Below are 21,676 nucleotides of genomic sequence, written 5' to 3' on the forward strand. Positions count from 1 at the left end.
CAGTGGTAAAATAAGGAATTTTAATTTTCGTTTACTACTTTTGAACAGAATCAAATAAAATATGAGTTCAACGGCTATAAATCCAAGCGAGTGGGTTTCGCGTTACAGCGATTACTTATTTAACTATACTATTACGCGGGTAAATGATCGTGAGCTTGCGCAGGATTTAATTTCAGAAACCTTTTTAGCTGCGTTAAAAGCCAAAGATAATTTTAAAGGAGAAGCCCATGAGCGCACTTGGCTGATTTCTATTTTAAAGCGGAAAATAATCGACTATTACAGAAAATCAAATTCTGCTAAGGGTAAAGCCGAAGTTCGCATGCCCGATTATCAAGATGAAGAGGGTAGCTGGCTGGAACAACGCGTTGCTGATCCATATGACAAAACGGCTGAAGATAACTTAGAAAATACAGAGTTGAGCCTTGCTATCATGGATTGCCTGGCTTTACTGCCACCTAAGCAAGCGCAGATTTTTAAGCTTAAAACCATTGACGAATTTGATACTGAAGTTATTTGTAATGATTTAAAGATTACTGCGTCTAATTTATGGGTGATGATCCATAGGGCGAGAAAAGCCATGATGGATTGCATGAAAAAAAGTTGGTTAGATTAGAATTTGAAAAAAGTATGTTAGTATCCTGTCAAAAGGCAATTGAGTATAGCGAAAAACTACAGTATAACGAGGCTACCCGTTGGGAGAAGGTCAAATTATACGTACACAACCTGCACTGTAAATTATGCGATCGTTATCATACGTTAAACAGCCTTTTTTCTAAAAAGTTCGCGACACATCAACCACAGTTTTTGAGCCAGCGGGAGAAGCGAAAACTAGAACAGTTGATTCAAAACAAGTACTGATTCTTTTTTATTGCGGGAGCTTAGGAGCCCTCATTCTTCGGGTAGGAGTAGATAAAGTTTCTATGAAGGCAATGAGATCCTCTATTTCGGTTTTAGTTAAATTTAATTCTTGTAACAAGGGAGAGTTTTCTGGGATCAAAGTATCTCTTGGAGTTCCCAAATATTTTTTCTGAATAGGAGAGGGATTTCCCAGATCGTAGAATTGAACTACATCCAGAAGAGAAGGAAAATTACCGTGATGCATCCAGGGTCCAGTTCTGCTTACTTCCCTGAGTGTTGGTGTTTTGAATTTTCCAATATCCACCACGTCATTCGTAACATAATATCTGCCAAAATCTTCATCTTTGGTTCCAAATAGAGTTTGACCATCATTATGGAATTGATTGTCACTAAAATAGGGTGTGTTATGACAGTTGATGCATCGTGCTTTAGTGCGATACAAATGCAAACCATTTACCTCCTGATCACTAAAAGCATCTGACTTTCCTGAGACAAATCGGTCAAATTTACTTGGCGGACTTTTTATCGTACGCTCAAAAGATGCGATGGCTTTTTGAATTCGATCTAAGGTAACTTCAGGATCTCCATAAGCCTTTTTAAATTGTGCTTGATACCCTTTAAGAGCCGCAATGCGTTGAACGGCTTTAGGCAGCTCTTCATTCATCTCTACAGGATCTGCGATGGGAAACATGGCTTGATGTTCTAAGCTGTTCGCTCTACCATCCCAGAACAACTTTTCGGCGTAGCCCGTATTAAGAATGGTCATTGCATTACGCCTACCGGTCTGTCGATCATGTCCAAATGATCTGGTGATGTTATCTGTCCAGGCAAGTTCAGGATTGTGACAGGAAACGCAAGCTATTTGACCGCTTACCGAAAGCCTGGGATCAAAAAAAAGTAATTTACCCAGCTTTTCTTTTTGTTTGCTTTTTTGATTATCCTTAGGATACGGCATATCCGGGAGAACACCTATATCCTCAAACGTGGTTTTATCAATCAATGAATCCAGTACTGGGGCTGGCCATTTGCGGTAATCGCCACTGCTGTATCTTTCTCTTAAATCAGCAATTTTGCTATATGATGCTGCCTCGTTTTTAGATTCATTTTTACACGAAAAGAATCCCGATAACAATAGCAGAGAAAGAAGTATTCTAATGTTCATCTTATAAATTAATTGGTCCAAAGCAGGATTCGGCTAAAGGGTCGGGTTCGTCAAAATTACTAGTATTATAGATCACGTATGTTGCTTCTACCGTACCCCAAAAAAGTTCATTATTTGTCGCTCTAAGCGTCAATTGTATTTGGAAAATTTCCGGTTCTACTTCCTGGTATGTTCCTTCACCTTGAAACCCTATGCAATAGGAATTACCATCTCCAGAAATCGTACCAAAAGTAGGTATAACCTGTACACTGCCAGAGGTTGTACTGGTTCCTTCATCATTGGGGATAAATTCTAGTGAAGGGTTAAAATTAAATCCGGGAGAGACTGAGGCATTACTGGATTCATTATTAAACCAACGTTTAAGATTGAATGAATTGGTAGTATTCCCTGGTGTGGGTGAACCGAATCTTACTTGAAAGGCATGATAGTAGACATCATCACTCGTATCACCTGGTGTGTCTGATCCTTCTCCTAAAACAGCAAACTCATTATCCTCATTTACCTCAACGGGATAAGTAAATTGATTAAATGCGGACCAGGCGCAGATGCCATCATCATTCGCATCTAACCAGTTTTCTCCAAACGTACGATAAAATTGATTGCTAGTATCATAAAAATTCGCGGCAGTATTGACACTTACTTCTCTGGGAACATCTAATGGAATTTGCACTTGATAACTAGAACTACCCACCTGAATATACTGGTCTACCTGATTTAATTTAAAGAGAGATACGATGTACAACTCATTCTCTTCAATAGTTTCATTTAAGGTCAATTGATATGTTATTTTTCGATCACCATCTTCAAAAGGAAATTCGGCCAAGGTATAGTCAAATCCCGGATTTTCTACAAATAAGTCAACATCTTCAAGCTCATCTTTAAATAATCCATTCTCAAATAATACATCAAAAAATACTTCGGTGCCTGATTGCCCGGATATACTTTCATTATTTTCTTGCGGAAAACCAATCGTTGTAAACGTATCCCTAAGAGTAACATCTACTTTTGTGGCAGGATTGATCGTGTTTGGGTAGCCTATGTTTACCTCCTCGTCCGAAACTTGTTCGATCTCGAAGGATAGTTGATTTACCTCATCTTCATTAAATCTTCTGGATGGTAAAATGCGTATAGTGTCAACAAGTTTATCTTTGTTAAAGCTGAAAATAAGGTCTTGATTAAGCAGGGAGTAGTCCTGCCCTTCGGTAAGGTTTTGAGAGGTAAGGCTTACCACAACGTCAACCTCTTGGGTAAGATTGGCGTGGGATAAGGCAATTGGAATTTTTACCTCGCGTAGTGATCGGTGTGTATATTCGCTTGCAGGCTCTGTAAGATTAGAAATCGAAGGAAACTCAAAGGGCATACCATTATTATCCAGCTTTAGATCGAATCTTACAAAAGGTTCTGTCAATTGATTATATGCATCTAAATCATCCTCTTTACAAGAGAAAAATGTGATCGTTATCAGTAAGAAACTTATATACTTTTTAATACCCATCATTCTGCACTAAATTTTCATTCAAATTAAGATTACGTTCCGGTATGGGGAGTACGAATCTAGTATTGGGATACAATAAATTGCATTGCTGTGCAATACAATCTCCACCAAAGGTATCTCTTATCACATCTTTTTCAAAGCGTGCGAGATCATAAAAATAGTGTCCTTCAAAGGCTAATTCTTTTCTTCGCTCCAAGAGGATGGCATCCAGTAAATCCTGACCGGTTGCCGTCACCGGAGTTACGCTTGGATTTGCTCTTTGCACAATGGTATAGAGATAATTTTGTGCTACGTTATCGTTGCCCAGGCGCGCTTGAGCTTCGGCGGCGATAAGGTAAACTTCAGAGAGACGCATGATGATCGTACCGGGATTATCCTGAAATTTTTTGGTCCAATAGTAGGTCACGGGTATATTTTCCTGATTGATGGTCGTGATAATGTCTTCGGCAATAAATAAATCGCTGCGTACATCCAACGGATCATAAAGGGATCTAAGATCTTGGGAGGCTACAAAACGTCCCCATTCTACCGGGGTGTATCCAAACGTCCCTTCCAAGCTTCCACTTACATCTCCACCATTATCTGTGGGTAAACTCAACTCCAAAATGACTTCACTCACAGGTGCATTGGGCTGTTCCCATTCTGCCACGTAATTCGCGGTAATCATGAGCGGGATGGAGGTCTCTGCGATGAATTCTTCTGCTAGATCTGCCGCTCTTTGCCAGTTTGCTGCATTGAGGTACGCTCTTATAAGCAAGGCTGTTATACTTTCTTGGGAAAAATAGCTATAATTAGGACCTAGAGGCAAGACACTTTCGGAGGTAATAAGATCCAACGCTTGTTGGTAGTCTGCGATGATGAGCGCGTAACTTTCGGCTACTGTTTTTCTTGCCGAAAAATCTACTCCCGGTTCTTGAGGTTCAGTGTTGTATACAATACCCAGGTGAGAAGCATCTGCGGTAAACAAATAATGCTGACCGTATAATCTAAGTAATTGTTCGTGAGTGAATGCTCTTATGGCTAGTGTTTCGGCTTTAATTTGATCCTTTTGAGCAGTAGAGGCATCGGTTAAATTATCTACATAGTCAAGCATTAAATTTGCACTATTAATAACTTCGTAGAAGCTTTGATAGACCGATGCCAGATCAGAATCTTCTTCTCGATCATTAAAGGTGTAGATGTTTTCGACATTATTTTCGACATTGACGGGTCGTTCTTCCTCAACTGGAGCAAAAGTGATATTCCCTCCTAAAAGATCCGCATACGTATAGAATTCTCTTTCTCTAATGACAGCTTCTAATTGAATGTAGGTGCCATTCATCACTTCTTGCATGCCTGCGTAAGAACCTAACTGCTCATTGAATGAAACAGCATCAACAGGTTCTTTGTCCAAAAAATCCTCGCATCCTATCGCGAATATCAACACAAGTATGTAATAGCATTTTTTCATCCTAAAAATTTGTACTTAAGCCCAAGGTTATGGTTCTGGATTGTGGATAAATAAATCTAAACTCTCTGGCTGCATTTAATCCATCTAATGCTTCATTTTTATACCAATAGGCAACATTCGATATGTCTATAAACACCGAAGTGTTTTTAAAATAGGTTTGGCTTTTTAGCGGAAGCACATAACTTAGATTGATATTTCTTAGTTGTATATGAGAAGTGTCATATACATATTTAGAACTGTTATTCACGATTAGGTTATTGTCTACTCTCGGATTGAATGTAATGTCGCCCGGCTCCTGCCAATAATTGAGCGCGTTGGTGGATAAATTTCTAGTTGGTAGTAATCGATATAAGTCAATGAGTTCGTCCCCCACTAAAATATCTGTTCCCCAAGAGTAGGTCATCATCACCGCTAAAGAGAATCGATCAAAAAATGTAAACGTATTTCTAAATCCTCCAAAAAAATCAGGTTGACTATTCCCAAGTTCAACCCAATCTTTTTCATCAAAGGCGTTATTCAAGGTGGCGTTGTCATAAAGATCACCATTAACGCTAAATAAATTTGTTCCGGTTGCAGGGTCTACTCCCTCGTATTCATAGCCCCAAATCGCAGAGGTACTAGATCCTATACGTTGTGCCCTGGCAAGTTCGGCACCACTTTCATCTGATCCTAAACCTCTCAAATCTGTGATTTCGTTAAAGTTTCTGGCGAAGTTAAAGCTACTTCTCCAGGAGAATTTTTCAGCAAACCTAAGGTTCCCTGTAAGGGAAAATTCTACACCACGATTATACATTTCGGCGCCATTAATTTGAACCGTGGCATATCCACTTTCATGCGGGACATCACGAGAAACGATTAAGTCCCTTAGATTTTCATTGTACACCTCAACCGTAGCCTGAAGATTATTATTGAATACTCCAATATCTATCCCGGCATTGAATTTAATATTCTTTTCCCATCCCAGCTGATCATTTGGCGGAGAACTTTCGTCGGGGAATGCAACGCCAATGTTGCCATTATATCCCAGATCGTCCTCATCGTAGTCAAATAATCCTAATGCACGATACGATCCTATTCTGGAATTACCCGTTGAGCCATAACTTGTCCTTAGGCGCAAAAAGTTCACTCCATTATCCTTGTTAAAGAAGCTTTCTTCACTGATCACCCAACTCGCTCCGGCACCAATATTTATGGCAGTATCCACATCACCACCAAAGGCCGAACTTTCATCCTGCCTTGCATTGACCAAAAGAAAATATTTACTCTTATAGTCATAATTGAATTGAGAATAGATAGAAATCCCGCTGCGTTCACTCCCGTCTTGATTAAAACTTTGTCCTCCTAAAGCTTCAGAAATAAGTTGTACTCTCTCAAAATCAAGAAAACCTGTGGCTAAAGCTCTACTCACCTTGGTAACTTCATCAAAGGTCTCTATCCCCAAAAGACCATCAAAAGTATGTTCATCCCTAAATTTCTTTTGATAATATGCCTGCGCACGCCAGTTCCAACGATAGGATTCTCTATTATTAATTACTCTTGCACCCCAATTTGGATAGGTCTCCCCATTAAGTTCAAATGTTCCTGATCTTCTTCCGGATTCGTTTGCCCCAGAAAACCACCGATCTTGATCTTTATTATTATAATCTATGCCGAAAAACGTTGAAATATCTAATCCCTCCAATACTGTGTAAGACAAGTTTAGACCGCTTAAAAATCCGGAGGTTTCGGTACGGTTTCTATTCTGTTCTGTGACTGCCAGGGGATGACCACTCCCTCTAATGCCTAACTCGGCAAAATTTCCTTCCTCATCAAAAACCGGTAATGCCGAAGGGTAGGCATACCCAAATAAGGTGTTAGGTTGATTTTTATTGATGAAATTTGGACTAAAGGTCAATGCTGCCGAAAAATCTTTATGATTAAATGTGACATTTGAAGAAAGGCTAATGTTTTCAAATTCGTTGCCACGTTGGGCTTCATCATTAAATAAATAACTCCCTCCTACCCGATAAGCTATTTTTTCACCCCCTCCTGAAACACTGAGCTGATATCGAGAAAAGAATCCCGAATTGTTCAACAAGTCAAACCAGTCTGTGTCAATGCTTTCATCAAAAGTACTTAACTCTTGCCCAAGGTTTTGTTCGTATTGATTGAGGAGAGTTCTGTACTGATCTGCGTTGAGGTAGGTGATTTGGTTAATTGCTTCAGAAATACCGGATTGCACCGAAAAATTAATTTTTGGAGCTCCCTTTCTTCCGGTCTTGGTCGTAATTAATATCACGCCGTTTGCGCCATCAGCTCCATATAGACTAACGGCTGCGGCATCTTTAAGCACGGTGAAGGATTCGATATTTTCAGGAGAAATTCTGGCAAGAGGATTCAATCCGCTTTCATCAAAGGCTCCAGTCCCCGAAAATAGCATGTTGTCAATGGCAATTTCCTCTCCTACCACAATTCCATCAATAATAATCAAGGGTTGACGTGAAGTAGAAAGCATATTACCGTTTAATGGGGTTAAAGTGCCTTGTCCTCTAATATCAATGGTCACCGGTGCACCGGTTTGAGGATTCCCTTGGATGAGGACTCCTGCAACTTGGCCTTCTAACAATTGATCAACGCTCTCAAAGGCTTCAAACGTATTGATTTCTTTGGTATTGATTTGGGAGACACTACCGACCACTTCTTGCTTTAGTTTTTTTGTGCCGTACGAACTGGTAATGATTACCTCATCTAATGCACTCACGTCTTCTTCAAGATAAATGGTAAAGGTAGATTGATTACCTACTGTTATTTCTTTGGTTTGATACCCCAGAAAACTAATGACCAATGTGGTCGCAGAAATATTTTCGGCCTTAATTAAATACGTAAATTCTCCATCAAAATTAGTGATTACTCCTACGCCCGTACCTTTAACTCTAACGCTGGCTCCCGGTAATGGAATATTATCTGATTTTGAAAGAACTGTTCCTGTGATCAGGCGTTCTTCTTGCGCCCATAATTGTACGCTAAAAAAAATTAGTGATATGATGATTACAAAATTCCGCATAAAAAAGCTCTGTTCAGGATATCCTAAACAGAGCTAAATGTAAGGAGAAATTGATTATTTTACGATGAGTTTTTGTGTAAAACGTTGCGTTTTGTTCTCTACCTGTAGCATATAAACACCTGTAGATAATGATATGTCCAGTTCCTTTCCTAATAAAGTTCCTCGCCCTACCGATTTACCCGTAAGATCAGTAATCGTATAGGTTCCACCTGTCATGTCTTCACTAAAATTAAGTCTGTTATTTACAGGATTGGGATAGGTTGAAACAGTTGAAAGACTAACTTCATTGATAGACAAGTTATTTGGATCCAGCGAATAAAGTTCAATTCCGTTGCCACCCTGATCATCGGCTCTAAAATAGATCACGCCATCATAAAGTGTTAAATCATTTACATCTGTCACGCTATCATCCACTAGACTTGTAGTTGTACCATCTGTTCTCCAGATATGGCGTTCACCGTCATTTCCATCCTCTGCGGCATAGTATAAAAATCCGTCAAAAGCAGCAAAATCGGATGGATCGTGATTTTCATTGTCTCCAGAGATATCGCTAATTTTTGACACTTCATCCAAGAAAGGATCGTACTTCCACAGTTCATCACCGGTACCATCATCTCCTTCAAAATATAGATTACCATCCCAAACAAACAAGTTATTTACTCCGTCGATATTGGCATTCGTGGCTGCTTCGACATCTGTTGTACCTGCTTCGGTGCCATCTGTTATGTATAAACCTCCTTCGGCTTCAAAATAGACTGCACCATCTAATAGCGTAAAGTTTGAAATACCAGAGTCTCCCGTGCCTATTTCAATATCTTTTACTAATGTGAATATCCCTACGGTAGGATCATATTCATACAATTCATTTCCTACGGTTGCATCATCTTCAGAATAATTCATATACAACAACAATTTATCATTGTACGAAATAATATTACCGCCAAAAATAGTCTCTTCCCCGGCTTGATTATCTTGAGCTTCTGTCCCTGTTGTTCCGTCAAAAGCTAACAACCTATTATTATCTCCGGTTTCGTTTCTTCCGATAACATATATCACTCCATCTAGCAGTTTAGGATTTTGTGGACCGGCAAATCCTGCGGCATACATGGGAGCAGCGGTTACATTGGTTCCGTCTGTAAAATAAAAATCCTGTCCTCCCCGATCTACATTATATGCAGTGAAGTAAAGATTTCCATTAAAATCAATAAAATTACCAGGTGTACTTGAGTCATCCCCAGGTCGTATGTCCTCAATTAATTGAACGGTTTGCGTATCGTCATATTTATATAACTCAAAGCCTAAATCTGGCGTTCTAGCCCTAAAAAATAGTGTTCCGTTATAAACATTGAATACTGCCGGGGAGCTATTTTCTATATCATCTGTATCATCTGCTATATTTTCAACTAATATTGATTGAGCATTACTCAAAAGTGTAGCTAAAAAAAGCACTAGAATAGTGTAGTTTATTTTCATCATTATTTAATTTAAATTTCTACAAAAATAAGCATGGAAGTGATGACAACTCTTGGTTTAACAGACTTTAACCCTGTGCTAACCACAAAGTAACAAACCAACATATAGGTATCCCCTCTATCCAAAAAGAAGTGATGTAACGAGAATGTTTTTCTTTAATTCTTAGCACACTTACTAATCCCATTAAACCTATCACACCAGTAATCCATACTGTCTTTAAAGAGGAGTTTCCTATAAATTCCATTACAACAAAGATAATTATCAAAAAGCTGCCTACTGCTTTTGTTTGCTTTACACCAATCAAGAGAGGAATAGATCCCAACACCGATCTGTCTTCATGCATATCTCTAATTTCAAAAGGTAATGTGATTGCAAATACGTATAAAAACCGTTGACTGGCTTCCAACCAAACGCGTTCAGAAAGCGGGAAGTTAGCGTTTATTATTGGTAGAATTACCGTGACCACAGTCCAAACCAATGCAACTACAATAACTTTTATCCCTGTGAATGTCCTTAAGCTTTTCTTTTGCCTGGGTAACGGTAATGTATAGGCGATTAAAACCCCGCATAAGACCGCCATAAAAATTTGTGTTTTGGACCCTAAATAAATTCCAAAAAGCATAGCTCCAACAAAAGAAAATAAGCTCACCAAAAAAAATGTATCCTTAAACAATTTATGAGGATAAATTGCCTTTTTCCATCTGCTCCAATATTTCACAAAATTGTACCCTAAGATTGTAGCGAAAAAAACAAAAAAATAATATGCATCTGCTACAACAAAACGCAAAGAGAAATGCGAAACTGCAATCAGAGACACCACAGCTAACGCCACGTGAATACTGCCATCTACATAAATATTAAACACTTTTTTTAAGCTCCTCACCTAACAAAAATAGACTATTGGGGATAATTCTTAACAACAGTTGAAAAATTACAATAGTGCCTTAACCAATTTTATGATTTGTTAGGTGTAAAAGCTGTATTTTTGCACTTTATTTATTGATGTGATGATGAATACAAATAGCTTTGCGTTACGCCACATAGGTCCTAGACCTCAAGATGTTTTTTCTATGCTTGAAACAGTTGGTGTTGATTCCATGGAACAGTTAATGTTTGAAACCATTCCGGATGGGATTCGATTAAAAAAAGAATTGGATTTACCCACTCCGCTCAGCGAGTATGAATTTTCTAATCACATCAATCAACTTGCTGCTAAAAACCGTCTATTTAAGACTTACATTGGATTGGGCTATCATGAATCTATCACCCCCGCGGTTATAAAACGTAATATTTTAGAAAATCCGGGATGGTATACTGCTTATACGCCGTATCAAGCTGAAATCGCTCAAGGACGTTTAGAAGCCTTGCTTAACTATCAAACCATGATCACCGAACTTACCGGCATGGAGTTAGCAAATGCATCTTTATTAGACGAATCAACTGCAGCAGCAGAAGCAATGTCATTATTAGTTGGAGTTCGAGATAGGGAGCAAAAAAAGAACAACGTGCTCAAGTTTTTTGTCTCTGAAGAAGTTCTGCCACAGACCATCGATTTACTTAAAACAAGAGCGATTCCACTGGACATCGAACTGGTCATTGGTGATCACGAAAATTTTGAACCTACCCAAGAATATTTTGGTGCGCTATTACAGTATCCCGGTAAATCTGGTAAGGTATATGACTATGCACATTTTGTAAAACAATCAAAAGAGAAGGGAATCAAGATTGCCGTTGCTGCAGACATTCTTAGCTTGGTTATGCTTACTCCCCCCGGTGATCTAGGCGTTGATGTTGTTGTAGGTACTACTCAGCGATTTGGTATTCCTATGGGTTATGGTGGTCCTCACGCTGCTTATTTTGCTACCTTAGAAGCATATAAACGAAATATACCCGGTAGAATTATTGGAGTCACTCGTGATATGGATAACAACCGTGCGCTTCGCATGGCGTTACAAACTCGCGAACAACATATTAAACGCGATAAAGCCACTTCAAACATTTGTACTGCACAGGTGCTACTTGCAGTAATGGCAGGTATGTACGCAGTATATCATGGCCCAAACGGACTAAAATATATTGCACATCAAGTGCATCAAAAGACAGCGACGCTGGTTGACGCATTAGAAAATTTAGGAATTTATCAGGCTAACGAAACATATTTTGATACGATCCAGTTAAAAGTAGATGCTGAAAAGATTAAAGCAATTGCAGAACGCCATGAGCTTAATTTTTATTACGCTGATGCGGAAACAGTTGCGATCTCTATAAACGAAACTACATCTTTAAGTGATTTATCTGCAATCGTAGCTGTATTTGCAGAATATGCCGACAAGAAAGCCGAAGAAATTACTGAAATAGGAGAATATAGCATTCTGCCCGAAGCTTTAAAACGTACAGATGATATCCTGACCGAAAAAGTATTTAACACTTATCATTCTGAAACCGATTTGATGCGTTACATTAAATCCTTAGAGCGCAAAGATCTCGCACTTAATCACTCTATGATTGCGTTGGGATCTTGTACTATGAAGCTTAATGCAGCTGCAGAAATGCTTCCACTTAGTGATTATCGTTGGGGTAATATGCATCCGTTTGTACCGGTAGAACAAGCAGAAGGATATCAACTTATGCTTAAGGATTTAGAGAACTACCTTACAGAAATCACCGGTTTTGCCGGCACATCGCTTCAACCTAACTCCGGTGCACAAGGTGAATTTGCCGGGCTTATGACCATTAGAGCCTATCATCAATCCAGAGGAGATGACCACCGTAATATTTGTTTAATTCCCTCATCGGCACACGGTACCAATCCGGCGAGTGCGGTAATGGCGGGAATGAAAGTAGTGGTTACTAAAGCATCTGCAGATGGAAATATTGATGTAGATGACTTACGAGAAAAAGCCCTTGCGCATAAAGATAATCTGGCCGCGCTAATGGTGACGTATCCTTCTACACACGGGGTGTTTGAGTCTGCAATTCAAGAAATCACCCAGTTAATCCATGATAATGGTGGTCAAGTGTATATGGATGGTGCCAACATGAATGCACAGGTTGGATTAACCAATCCCGGAGCGATTGGAGCTGACGTATGTCACTTAAATCTACATAAAACATTTGCGATCCCACATGGAGGTGGAGGTCCAGGCGTAGGACCTATTTGTGTAGCAGAACAATTAGTTCCGTTTTTGCCAACTAATCCCTTAATTCCTACAGGCGGTGAACAAGCTATCACGCCTATTTCCGCGGCACCTTGGGGATCAGCTTTGGCTTGCTTGATCTCCTATGGCTACATTAAAATGCTAGGGACTGACGGACTTAGAAAATCGACGGAATATGCTATCCTAAATGCAAACTATATTAAAGAGCGTCTTAATGGACATTTTGATGTCTTATACGCTGGTGAACGTGGTAGAGCAGCTCATGAAATGATTATAGACTGCAGACCATTTAAGGAACATGGGATTGAGGTTACTGACATTGCCAAGCGTTTAATGGATTATGGATTTCACGCCCCAACGGTTTCGTTTCCAGTGGCGGGAACCATGATGATTGAACCTACAGAAAGTGAAAGCAAAGAAGAGTTAGATCGTTTTTGTGATGCGTTTATCGCTATTCGAAAAGAGATTAATGAGGTGTCTAAAGATGACCTAAGTAATCCACTAAAAAATGCACCGCATACGCTAGCAATGATTACCGCAGATGAGTGGGATCTACCTTACTCAAGATCAAAGGCAGCATTTCCGTTAGACTATCTGCATACAAATAAATTCTGGCCCTCAGTTCGTCGCGTTGATGATGCCTATGGAGACCGAAATTTGATCTGTACCTGTGCTCCTATTGAAGAATATATGGAAGCCTAAACGGTGATCTGATTATAAATATAAAGCTGAAGATCAAATTCATTCTTCAGCTTTTTTCTTCTGTTGTGTTTTCTGCCTAATTTAAGTTAACGATTTCGTAACATTAAGAAGTAAAAAGTATCAAATCCTTAAAAATTTTCCAGCTAAGGTATATTTACGTCTGTAATTCAAGGGGATATAATTAATTTAGCCAAAAAAAAGGAATATGGGAGTGAAGATTACCGGTGTTGGAAGTTACATTCCGCAGCACGTTGAGAAAAATGAGTCCTTTATGGAAAACACTTTTCTCAATACGGATGGCTCAAAAATTAATTATTCGACTGATGTTATTATCGATAAATTCAAAGCCATAACAGGTATTGCCGAAAGACGTTACGCAAAAACTCATCAAACTGCTTCGGATTTAGGTTTCCTTGCTGCCGAGAAAGCCATCGAAGATGCCGGCATTGATCCCGAAACCTTAGACTATATTATTGTTGCTCATAACTTTGGAGACGTACGCAGCGATTCTGTTCAAAGCGATATCCTTCCCAGTTTAGCATCACGCATTAAGCACAGCCTTGGGATTAAAAATCCAAGTTGTGTAGGCTACGACATTTTATTTGGCTGCCCAGGTTGGGTAGAAGGTGTAATACAGGCTAACGCCTATATTAAAAGTGGAATTGCAAAGCGTTGCTTGGTTATTGGTGCTGAAACGCTCTCACGCGTTGTAGATAAATACGACAGAGACTCTATGATTTACAGCGATGGTGCGGGTGCTACTATTATCGAAGGAACAGCTGAAGAAGGAGGCATTCTCACCCATAAAACTGCCACGTTTGCAGCAGATGAAGCGTACTATTTATTTTCAGGAAAAAGCTATGCAGAGCCAGAAAATGATACGCGTTATATCAAAATGCACGGGCGGAAGATTTACAACTTTGCACTAACAAATGTGCCTCTCGCCATGAAGGAGTGTGTGGATGAAAGTGGAGTAAGCATTGACCGTATTAAAAAGATTTTTATTCATCAGGCAAATGAAAAAATGGATGAAGCTATTGTAGCGCGCTTTTATAAGCTATACGATAAGCCCATGCCAGATCATATTATGCCCATGTCCATCTCTAAACTCGGCAATAGCAGTGTAGCAACTATACCTACCCTGTATGATCTTTATTTGCAGGGAGAAATTCAACAAGATAACCTCAACCCGGGAGATGTTATTATATTTGCAAGTGTTGGCGCTGGTATGAATATCAACGCCATGGTGTATAAATATTAATCCCACTGGCGTAAGTTATATTTACGTTATAATGCATCGCATTGCTGTAGCACTGTGGTAAAACGCTTATGTACGAAGGATCTTATCCCTCAAAACGCTTTAAAGAAACACTTGATTTCCTTACGGAAATACTTCAGCCACCGGCAAAAATCTTGGATCTTGGAGTTTCTAACCCCTTTAGTGACATCATGCAAAAGCAGGGGTATACTGTTACCAATACTACGGGAGAAGACTTAGATGAGTCACGAGAAGCATTAACTCAGTCTGGCTACGATGCAGTAACTGCTTTTGAAATATTTGAACATATACTGAATCCGTATGAGGTTTTAAAAAGCATCAAAGCAGATAAACTTTTTATTAGTGTGCCGCTTAGACTTTGGTTTTCAGCTGCATATCAAAGTAAAACAGATCCATGGGATCGACACTATCACGAATTTGAAGACTGGCAATTAGATTGGATTTTGGAAAAAACAGGATGGAACATCAAAAAGCGAATTAAATTTACTCATCCTGTCAAAAAATTTGGAGTAAGACCTCTACTACGTTTAGTTACGCCTAGGTATTATTTGATCTATGCAGAACGAAACGCATCATGAACATCTGCATTGTTATATCCGCACACAACGAAGAAGAGTTTCTAGCACAAACACTAGATTCTATTCTCGCACAAACGCTTCAGCCGGTGCAACTAATTGTGGTAGATGATAATTCTAGTGATCAAACGTTTAATATCGCTTCAGATTATGCAAAGCAACATAAATTTCTTTCAGTCGTAAAAAATAGCTCTAGCGATGAACATCTTCCGGGGAGTAAGGTGATCAATGCGTTTAATGAGGGGTTAAAACATGCCTCACAAGCGTATGACGTGATCTGTAAATTTGATGCAGATTTAATTTTTCCGAAGGAATATCTTGAACAAATCGTCAACATTTATGCTAACGATCCTCGTGTGGGTATGGCTGCAGGACTTTGTACTGTTTTTAATGGAAGCAAATGGATTACTGAAGGCGCCACAAATAAAGATCACATTAGAGGGGCGCTAAAATCCTATCGCAAAGCCTGTTTTGAAGAAGTCGGCGGACTTGATGAAGCGATGGGATGGGATACGGCAGACGAATTAAAAGCACGGTTTTTTGGTTGGAAAGTAACAGTGACAGAGCAGCTGCTCGTAAGACACCTTAGACCCACTGGTCATAACTATTCAAATGCCCAAGCTCTTAAGCAAGGTGAAGCCTTATATAAATTAAGGTATTCGTTCGCTCTGGCTATGATTACGGCCTTAAAAATGGCATGGAATAAAAATAGTATTGGCTATTTTTCAAACTACCTAAAAGGATTCAAACGAGCAAAAACAATGGATAGTAAACCAATTGTTTCTAAAGAGCAAGGAGCATTTATTAGAGCATATCGATGGAGAAATCTCCTTAAGAAATTAGGTTAAAACGTACCAATAACACCTACTTGACCGGCACCGGCCGTAAAACGCCAACTTATTTTGTTTAAATTATGGTCTTGCGCATAACGCTGAGACTTTTTCAAATAATTATCAGCACTATCCACGGTGAAAATACTAATTGCTATCCCCAGGAATACGTCTGAAGCCCAATGCTGATTAGCCCACATTCTGGAAATAGGTGTAATGGATCCCAGAGCCAATAACCCTGCTTTTATCCATTTACTTTCAAACTGTTTAGACAGTGCATACATGGTTGTAAACGCAAGTATAGCGTGTCCAGATGGAAACGAATGGTATTCTGCTGAATTATCAAAAGGCCTCCAATCTGTTTTAGCACCAGCTGCAGGTCTCGCCCTGCCAGCTACAGTTTTTGTCAACGTTTGCAATAGTCCCCCAGTGGTATTTGCAGTAATTAGGAGCACCCCCGTTCTTCTTATTTTTTCGCTCTTAGCTAGCAGACCTATGGTGTAAATTCCCGTGGTCATTCCATAGTTAAATAGCGGTTTACCAAATCTAAAGCCCACATCTTTGACCAACTGAGGTATATCTTCATTTTGCTTATTAAATGCTTCATTCAATGGATCATCAAACGCAAAAACAAAAGCCGCTCCTAAGGCAACTTGAGATAAGGTTACAAAATCATCGTGTTGCCAATGAAAAGGTCTAGAGTACGTGTGGGTTATCCCATTAAAGATAGAAACCCCATCATACTTTATGGTTTCAAACGTTGTAAGAGTATCTGATTTATTTTGACCGTAAATCGTGTTGAGTAAAAACGTACTGAAGAAAAAAGTTAAGGTTAAAATGTGCTGTTTATTCATTTGGGGCTATTCACTATTTGACGCAAAAATAAACCAAGAGGAATTTTCATTATCTTAATAATAATTTAAAGTCCTTTTGAAATAGCCTCTGGCAGAACTTTGCCAGTAGCACCATTGGGAAATGCAATCTCCAAAATGGAAGAAATTGTTGGTGCAATATCAATTACCTCTACTTGACGATTTGTTTTTCCTTTATTGATACCATTACCATAAAACAGTAAAGGTACATGAGTATCATAGGTAAAACCCGTTCCATGAGTTGATCCTGTGGTAGAATATGCAATCGTAGCAGGATTGAGCACTATAAAAACATCACCACTTCTTTGCTGGTGAAACCCTTGTTGTATCAAATAACCCATTCCCTTAGAGAAATTCGTATCCTGAAGCTGATTACGGGTAAATACACGATCTACTTCAGGAAATTGAGCGATATAATGTGCTAATTTCTTTTGAAGTTCACCCATATCTACTTCCAGTTCGTCGATAACTTGATAATTAAAGAATATTTGATAGTTAGAGATATTTCTAATCAAACTATCGGTTCCAAATTTTTTCTCTACATACTTCTTAATGTTCGCATTGAATTCTTTCTCATTTAAATAACCAGAAGGAATTTTCCTTGAAGCTAAATAGGAAGGTACGTGAACACCGCCATGATCGGCAGTAAGAAATACCGTATAGTTACCTTTACCTACTGCGAGATCAATTTCTGAAAGCAATCGTGCAATATCACGATCCAGTCTCACATATGCATCTTGCGTTTCGACTGCGTTTACGCCAAATCTATGTCCAATGTAATCTGTGCTGCTATAACTTACGGTTAAAAAGTCTGTATATTGATCTTCTCCTAGCTTCTCTCCCTTTATTGCTGCGATAGCAAAGTCTGTCGTCAAGCTATTACCAAAAGGAGTATACTTGATGATATCTAATCCACCATTTTTATCTTTTAAGGCTGTTAGATCGTATGGAAAAATGGCTTTATCCTTTCCTTTAAACGTACCTTCAAACCTATTATCATCTGGACCACTTTCAGAATACATGCTTAGTTTCTTTATTGGCTTCCACATTTTGAGGTAGGATTGAGCTTTCCCGGAAGTATTAAATTGCATCACCCAATCAGGTAATTTTTTCATGTAGTGCGTACTCGTGATCCAACTCCCTTCTTCTTTCCCTAAGAACCAGTATGCCGCATTAGCACTGTGACCTGCTGGTAGAATGGCTCCACGGTCTTTTAATGAAATACCGATGGTTTTTCCGCGCATTTGCGTATGTAATCTATTTTGATCAGCAACCGATGTGGTTTTCATACGATGGGGTGACATTTTACCTGCGTCACTTGATGTACCCACAGGACTCACCTTTGGATCGCCCGCACAATACACCATCTGATCCTCAAACTTGTTAAACCAGTTATTAGCAATTATTCCGTGAACACTGGGTGTGGTTCCTGTAAAAATTGAAGCGTGACCGGGTCCGGTATATGTAGGAATATAGTTAAAGTGAGCATTGGTAAATGTATGCCCATTTTTTACCAATCGCTTGAAGCCGTTTTCACCATAATCTGACCAAAAACGTGTTAAATAATCGTATCGCATTTGATCAACTACGACACCTACTACCAACTCTGGTGCGTCTTTGGAACTGGTAGCTGGTATTGTTGGATTTTCATGTTTTTTTACAGTAGCACATCCTATAATAATGATAAAAAATAGTGCGCATATATATTTCTTCATAGCCTTATTTAAGAGTAAAACAAAAATACCAATTCTTACGCTCTACTAACAAAAGTATAAAGTTAAATACCCTACCTTGCTTTTTAGTATTTTAGCGTGACCAAAAATTCACTATGACATATTTGACTGATATCGGAAGATATATTTTAATGATAAAAAATATCTTTAGAAGAATGACAAAAGCTTCGGTAATGAAGCGATTGATTTTTAATGAAGTCGAAGATTTGATCATTAGCTCTTTAGGAATTGTTGTATTTATTTCATTTTTTATTGGTGGAGTTGTCGCAATACAGACGGCGCTAAATCTTAATAACCCTCTTTTACCAAAACAATTAATCGCTTTTGCTGCCCGTCAATCTGTAATTCTCGAGTTTGCGCCCACTTTTATCTCAGTAATCATGGCGGGTAAAGTAGGGTCGTATATAACTTCCAGTATTGGTACTATGCGTGTCACTGAACAAATCGATGCACTCGAAGTTATGGGAATTAACTCAGTTAACTATCTCATTTTACCTAAGATTATCGCCATGTTGATATATCCATTTTTAATTGCTATTGCAATGTTTATGGGTATTTTAGGAGCCTATATGGCAGGGATTTTTGGAGGATTTATTTCATCCACACAATTTCTTACAGGATTACAAGAAGAATTTATTCCTTTTCATCTGGCTTATGCATTTATTAAAACATTTTTATTCGCTTTTATCTTAGCAACAATTCCTGCGTACCATGGCTACTATTTGAAAGGAGGGGCCCTTGAGGTTGGACAGGCAAGTACAACCTCATTCATTTGGACCTCTGTTGTTATAATTTTAACCAATTTTGTTGTCACCCAATTATTCTTAGGCTAATGATTAAAGTAGAAAATATACACAAATCGTTTGATGGAGAAGAAATTCTGCATGGTATTGATGCTACCTTTGAAACCGGAAAGACAAACCTAATTATTGGTACTTCAGGGTCAGGTAAAACCGTATTCTTAAAATGCCTCTTGGGTTTATTTAGGCCTGAGCAAGGTTCCATTCACTACGATGGAGATCGTTACATGGATATGTCTGAAGAACAGCAACGGGAACTTAGAAAGTCAATGGGAATGGTTTTTCAAGGTAGTGCATTATTTGATTCTATGACGGTGGCTGAAAATGTGATGTTCCCACTAAAAATGTTTACCAAACAAAAGATTACCGAAATGAATCATCGCGTTAAGGAAGTTCTTGATCGGGTTAATTTAGATGGTGCAGATGACAAATATCCGTCAGAAATTAGCGGTGGTATGCAAAAAAGGGTAGCCATAGCACGCGCCATTGTTAACCGTCCTAAATATTTATTTTGTGATGAACCCAACTCTGGATTAGATCCAAGAACAGCTATTGTGATTGACAACCTTATACAAGAGATTACACGAGAATACGATATTACAACTGTTATCAATACACATGATATGAACTCTGTACTGGAGATTGGAGAAAGTATTATCTTTTTACAGTTTGGTGATCTTAAATGGACGGGGACCAAAGATGAAATCTTTAAAACAGATAATAAAACTGTAACTGATTTTGTCTACTCTTCTAATCTATTCAAAAAAGTGCGAAAAGCTCAGCTCAAAGGGCTGTAATTATTGCACAATCAAGCTATCAATTTTGAGACGATATCTTAAATACGTCGCTAATTTTTTCTTTTCTGTCTCAACCTGTTTTTTAGGTATGCTATCATACCAAACTGAAGAAAACATGGGGACAGTATCTATTTTGTCAAACGTAGAAATGATAGTATTAGAAAAACTCAACGCCTTTAATCCCTCGTAATTTATCTTGGCAGTATTTGTAATATCTTCAAAAGGGATTTGAAGCTTTTCTAATTCTGATAATTGTCTTACTCTACTTTCAAGGAATACAATTTTTTCGGTCTGAGACATTAACTCCAGTGAATCACGCGCACGTAATTCTTGCATATACCGCATTTCACTCAATCCTTTATTGGTGTTTTGTTTGAACTGAAGCAACGTGTTATCAAGATGACTGTACTCTTCATCTCGCATCCTGTTTTGAAGCAAAGCGACAGTCTCATCGGGTATTTGATCCAATCCAAATGTCGAAAAAGTTAATGTTGAAATTCCGCCGGGATTATACTCAAACCTCGCATTTCGCTTTATATATTCTGCATTAGGTATACCAGATAATTCATTCTCTATGAAAGCTTGCACATCGTTTTTAAAATTACTTTCTCTATATACCTTAACAAAAGTTATAATGGCAGGTATCGTGACGAGAATTGCTACAAGTGAAGCCAACTGTGATATTCTTCTTCGACGTTTCGAATTTGCGTAGCGCTGCATGGGGAAACGAAGAATTTTGAGCACGATAAATGTAGATAAGGCTATAAAGATTGTATTAATTGTAAATAAATACATCGCCCCAAAAAAATATTCCAAATTCCATATTGCCAGTCCAAACCCGGCTGTGCAAAGGGGTGGCATCAAGGCTGTAGCGATAGCAACTCCTACAATAACACTTGTAATTAATCCTTTTTTTGTTTTAGCAATGACCAAGGCCAATCCGCCAAAAAAGGCAATCAATACATCTCTTACGTCTGGTGAGGTTCGCGCAAGTAACTCTGATGATTCATCATCTAATGGAAAAATCCAAAAAAACAGAAAAGCGGTGAAAACACTCAATACCACCATCACCCCAAAATTAATAAGAGACCGTCTTAATGTATCCAGATCATTTATTGCAATAGACATTCCCATTCCTACGATGGGTCCCATTAAAGGTGAAATTAACATCGCTCCGATAACTACAGCGGTTGAGTTAGCATTAAGTCCGATAGAGGCTACAAAAATGGCAAAAACTAATATCCAGGCGGTATGACCTCTAAAAGGTATATCCTTTTTGATATCTTCAATAGATTGCTCCTTATCAGTTTCCTGTGCGATATTAAGTATTCCTGTGAGAAAATCTTTAAAACTATCCCAGGTACTCTGCATTTTTTCGGCAACCTCGGCACGTTGAGCATCTGTTTCGCCGTGCGCATCTGGCGGAGTATATTTTTTTTCATCCATGGT

At 38.7% G+C, this 21,676-nt stretch carries 16 protein-coding genes; 7 read left to right on the forward strand and 9 right to left on the reverse strand.

Going from position 1 to position 21,676, the window contains the following annotated elements; all coding sequences use genetic code 11:
* Positions 1-61: 61 nt before the first annotated feature.
* Positions 62-613 (forward strand): sigma-70 family RNA polymerase sigma factor, encoded by a 552-nt coding sequence (locus ABD000_RS13810; RefSeq protein WP_343768795.1) that lies wholly within the window; start codon positions 62-64, stop codon positions 611-613.
* Positions 614-865: 252 nt separating this feature from the next.
* On the opposite strand, the gene ABD000_RS13815 is transcribed toward ABD000_RS13810, so the two are convergent.
* From ABD000_RS13815 to ABD000_RS13840, 6 genes are all read right to left on the reverse strand, one after another.
* Complete coding sequence (locus ABD000_RS13815; protein ID WP_343768797.1) at positions 866-2,020, reverse strand: cytochrome-c peroxidase; 1,155 nt, start codon at positions 2,018-2,020, stop codon at positions 866-868.
* Position 2,021: 1 nt separating this feature from the next.
* On the reverse strand, positions 2,022-3,518 hold the full coding sequence (locus ABD000_RS13820) for a hypothetical protein (RefSeq protein WP_343768799.1): 1,497 nt from the start codon (positions 3,516-3,518) through the stop codon (positions 2,022-2,024).
* Positions 3,505-4,965, reverse strand: coding sequence for a RagB/SusD family nutrient uptake outer membrane protein (locus tag ABD000_RS13825; protein WP_343768802.1), 1,461 nt, complete (start codon positions 4,963-4,965; stop codon positions 3,505-3,507). The genes ABD000_RS13820 and ABD000_RS13825 overlap by 14 nt, the downstream gene beginning before the upstream one ends.
* A 1-nt stretch (position 4,966) precedes the next feature.
* Complete coding sequence (locus ABD000_RS13830; RefSeq protein WP_343768805.1) at positions 4,967-8,008, reverse strand: SusC/RagA family TonB-linked outer membrane protein; 3,042 nt, start codon at positions 8,006-8,008, stop codon at positions 4,967-4,969.
* A 54-nt stretch (positions 8,009-8,062) separates the two neighbouring features.
* A complete protein-coding gene (locus ABD000_RS13835; protein ID WP_343768809.1) occupies positions 8,063-9,481 on the reverse strand; it encodes a T9SS type A sorting domain-containing protein in 1,419 nt (472 codons plus the stop codon).
* 67 nt (positions 9,482-9,548) lie between these two features.
* Entirely contained in the window at positions 9,549-10,346 is a 798-nt protein-coding gene (locus ABD000_RS13840) for a UbiA prenyltransferase family protein (protein ID WP_343768811.1), read from the reverse strand.
* 145 nt (positions 10,347-10,491) lie between these two features.
* Between ABD000_RS13840 and gcvP the strand changes: the two genes are divergently transcribed.
* The 4 genes from gcvP (at position 10,492) to ABD000_RS13860 (ending at position 16,043) form a co-directional block, all read left to right on the forward strand.
* Positions 10,492-13,341, forward strand: coding sequence for an aminomethyl-transferring glycine dehydrogenase (gcvP, locus tag ABD000_RS13845; RefSeq protein WP_343768898.1), 2,850 nt, complete (start codon positions 10,492-10,494; stop codon positions 13,339-13,341).
* A gap of 205 nt (positions 13,342-13,546) precedes the next feature.
* Positions 13,547-14,602, forward strand: coding sequence for a 3-oxoacyl-ACP synthase III family protein (locus ABD000_RS13850; protein ID WP_343768813.1), 1,056 nt, complete (start codon positions 13,547-13,549; stop codon positions 14,600-14,602).
* A gap of 68 nt (positions 14,603-14,670) precedes the next feature.
* A complete protein-coding gene (locus ABD000_RS13855; protein ID WP_343768815.1) occupies positions 14,671-15,198 on the forward strand; it encodes a methyltransferase domain-containing protein in 528 nt (175 codons plus the stop codon).
* Positions 15,195-16,043 carry a glycosyltransferase family 2 protein gene (locus ABD000_RS13860; RefSeq protein WP_343768817.1) on the forward strand — a complete coding sequence of 283 codons (849 nt, stop codon included), beginning with the start codon at positions 15,195-15,197 and terminating at the stop codon, positions 16,041-16,043. The genes ABD000_RS13855 and ABD000_RS13860 overlap by 4 nt, the downstream gene beginning before the upstream one ends.
* On the opposite strand, the gene ABD000_RS13865 is transcribed toward ABD000_RS13860, so the two are convergent.
* A complete protein-coding gene (locus tag ABD000_RS13865; protein WP_343768819.1) occupies positions 16,040-16,879 on the reverse strand; it encodes a phosphatase PAP2 family protein in 840 nt (279 codons plus the stop codon). The genes ABD000_RS13860 and ABD000_RS13865 overlap by 4 nt on opposite strands.
* Positions 16,880-16,944: 65 nt before the next feature.
* Positions 16,945-18,612 (reverse strand): alkaline phosphatase PafA, encoded by a 1,668-nt coding sequence (gene pafA / locus ABD000_RS13870; protein ID WP_343768821.1) that lies wholly within the window; start codon positions 18,610-18,612, stop codon positions 16,945-16,947.
* Positions 18,613-18,725: 113 nt separating this feature from the next.
* On the opposite strand from pafA, the gene ABD000_RS13875 reads away from it, so the two are divergent.
* Positions 18,726-19,463, forward strand: a complete 738-nt coding sequence (locus ABD000_RS13875) for an MlaE family ABC transporter permease (protein WP_343768823.1) — start codon at positions 18,726-18,728, stop codon at positions 19,461-19,463.
* A complete protein-coding gene (locus tag ABD000_RS13880; protein ID WP_343768825.1) occupies positions 19,463-20,227 on the forward strand; it encodes an ABC transporter ATP-binding protein in 765 nt (254 codons plus the stop codon). Before ABD000_RS13875 ends, ABD000_RS13880 begins: the two co-directional genes overlap by 1 nt.
* On the opposite strand, the gene ABD000_RS13885 is transcribed toward ABD000_RS13880, so the two are convergent.
* Positions 20,228-21,673, reverse strand: a complete 1,446-nt coding sequence (locus ABD000_RS13885; protein ID WP_343768827.1) for a DUF389 domain-containing protein — start codon at positions 21,671-21,673, stop codon at positions 20,228-20,230.
* Positions 21,674-21,676: the final 3 nt, after the last annotated feature.

This window comes from Gangjinia marincola (assembly GCF_039523415.1).
Lineage (GTDB): Bacteria > Bacteroidota > Bacteroidia > Flavobacteriales > Flavobacteriaceae > Gangjinia > Gangjinia marincola.

What these genes read in the sequence shown, in the direction of transcription:
- ABD000_RS13815 (WP_343768797.1), bottom strand. Translation starts at nt 2,020, where the DNA reads ATGAACATTAGAATACTTCTTTCTCTGCTATTGTTATCGGGATTCTTT.
- ABD000_RS13855 (WP_343768815.1), top strand. Translation starts at nt 14,671, where the DNA reads ATGTACGAAGGATCTTATCCCTCAAAACGCTTTAAAGAAACACTTGAT.
- ABD000_RS13865 (WP_343768819.1), bottom strand. Translation starts at nt 16,879, where the DNA reads ATGAATAAACAGCACATTTTAACCTTAACTTTTTTCTTCAGTACGTTT.
- ABD000_RS13825 (WP_343768802.1), bottom strand. Translation starts at nt 4,965, where the DNA reads ATGAAAAAATGCTATTACATACTTGTGTTGATATTCGCGATAGGATGC.
- gcvP (WP_343768898.1), top strand. Translation starts at nt 10,492, where the DNA reads ATGAATACAAATAGCTTTGCGTTACGCCACATAGGTCCTAGACCTCAA.
- ABD000_RS13810 (WP_343768795.1), top strand. Translation starts at nt 62, where the DNA reads ATGAGTTCAACGGCTATAAATCCAAGCGAGTGGGTTTCGCGTTACAGC.
- ABD000_RS13880 (WP_343768825.1), top strand. Translation starts at nt 19,463, where the DNA reads ATGATTAAAGTAGAAAATATACACAAATCGTTTGATGGAGAAGAAATT.
- pafA (WP_343768821.1), bottom strand. Translation starts at nt 18,612, where the DNA reads ATGAAGAAATATATATGCGCACTATTTTTTATCATTATTATAGGATGT.
- ABD000_RS13835 (WP_343768809.1), bottom strand. Translation starts at nt 9,481, where the DNA reads ATGAAAATAAACTACACTATTCTAGTGCTTTTTTTAGCTACACTTTTG.
- ABD000_RS13875 (WP_343768823.1), top strand. Translation starts at nt 18,726, where the DNA reads ATGACATATTTGACTGATATCGGAAGATATATTTTAATGATAAAAAAT.
- ABD000_RS13830 (WP_343768805.1), bottom strand. Translation starts at nt 8,008, where the DNA reads ATGCGGAATTTTGTAATCATCATATCACTAATTTTTTTTAGCGTACAA.
- ABD000_RS13850 (WP_343768813.1), top strand. Translation starts at nt 13,547, where the DNA reads ATGGGAGTGAAGATTACCGGTGTTGGAAGTTACATTCCGCAGCACGTT.
- ABD000_RS13820 (WP_343768799.1), bottom strand. Translation starts at nt 3,518, where the DNA reads ATGATGGGTATTAAAAAGTATATAAGTTTCTTACTGATAACGATCACA.
- ABD000_RS13860 (WP_343768817.1), top strand. Translation starts at nt 15,195, where the DNA reads ATGAACATCTGCATTGTTATATCCGCACACAACGAAGAAGAGTTTCTA.
- ABD000_RS13885 (WP_343768827.1), bottom strand. Translation starts at nt 21,673, where the DNA reads ATGGATGAAAAAAAATATACTCCGCCAGATGCGCACGGCGAAACAGAT.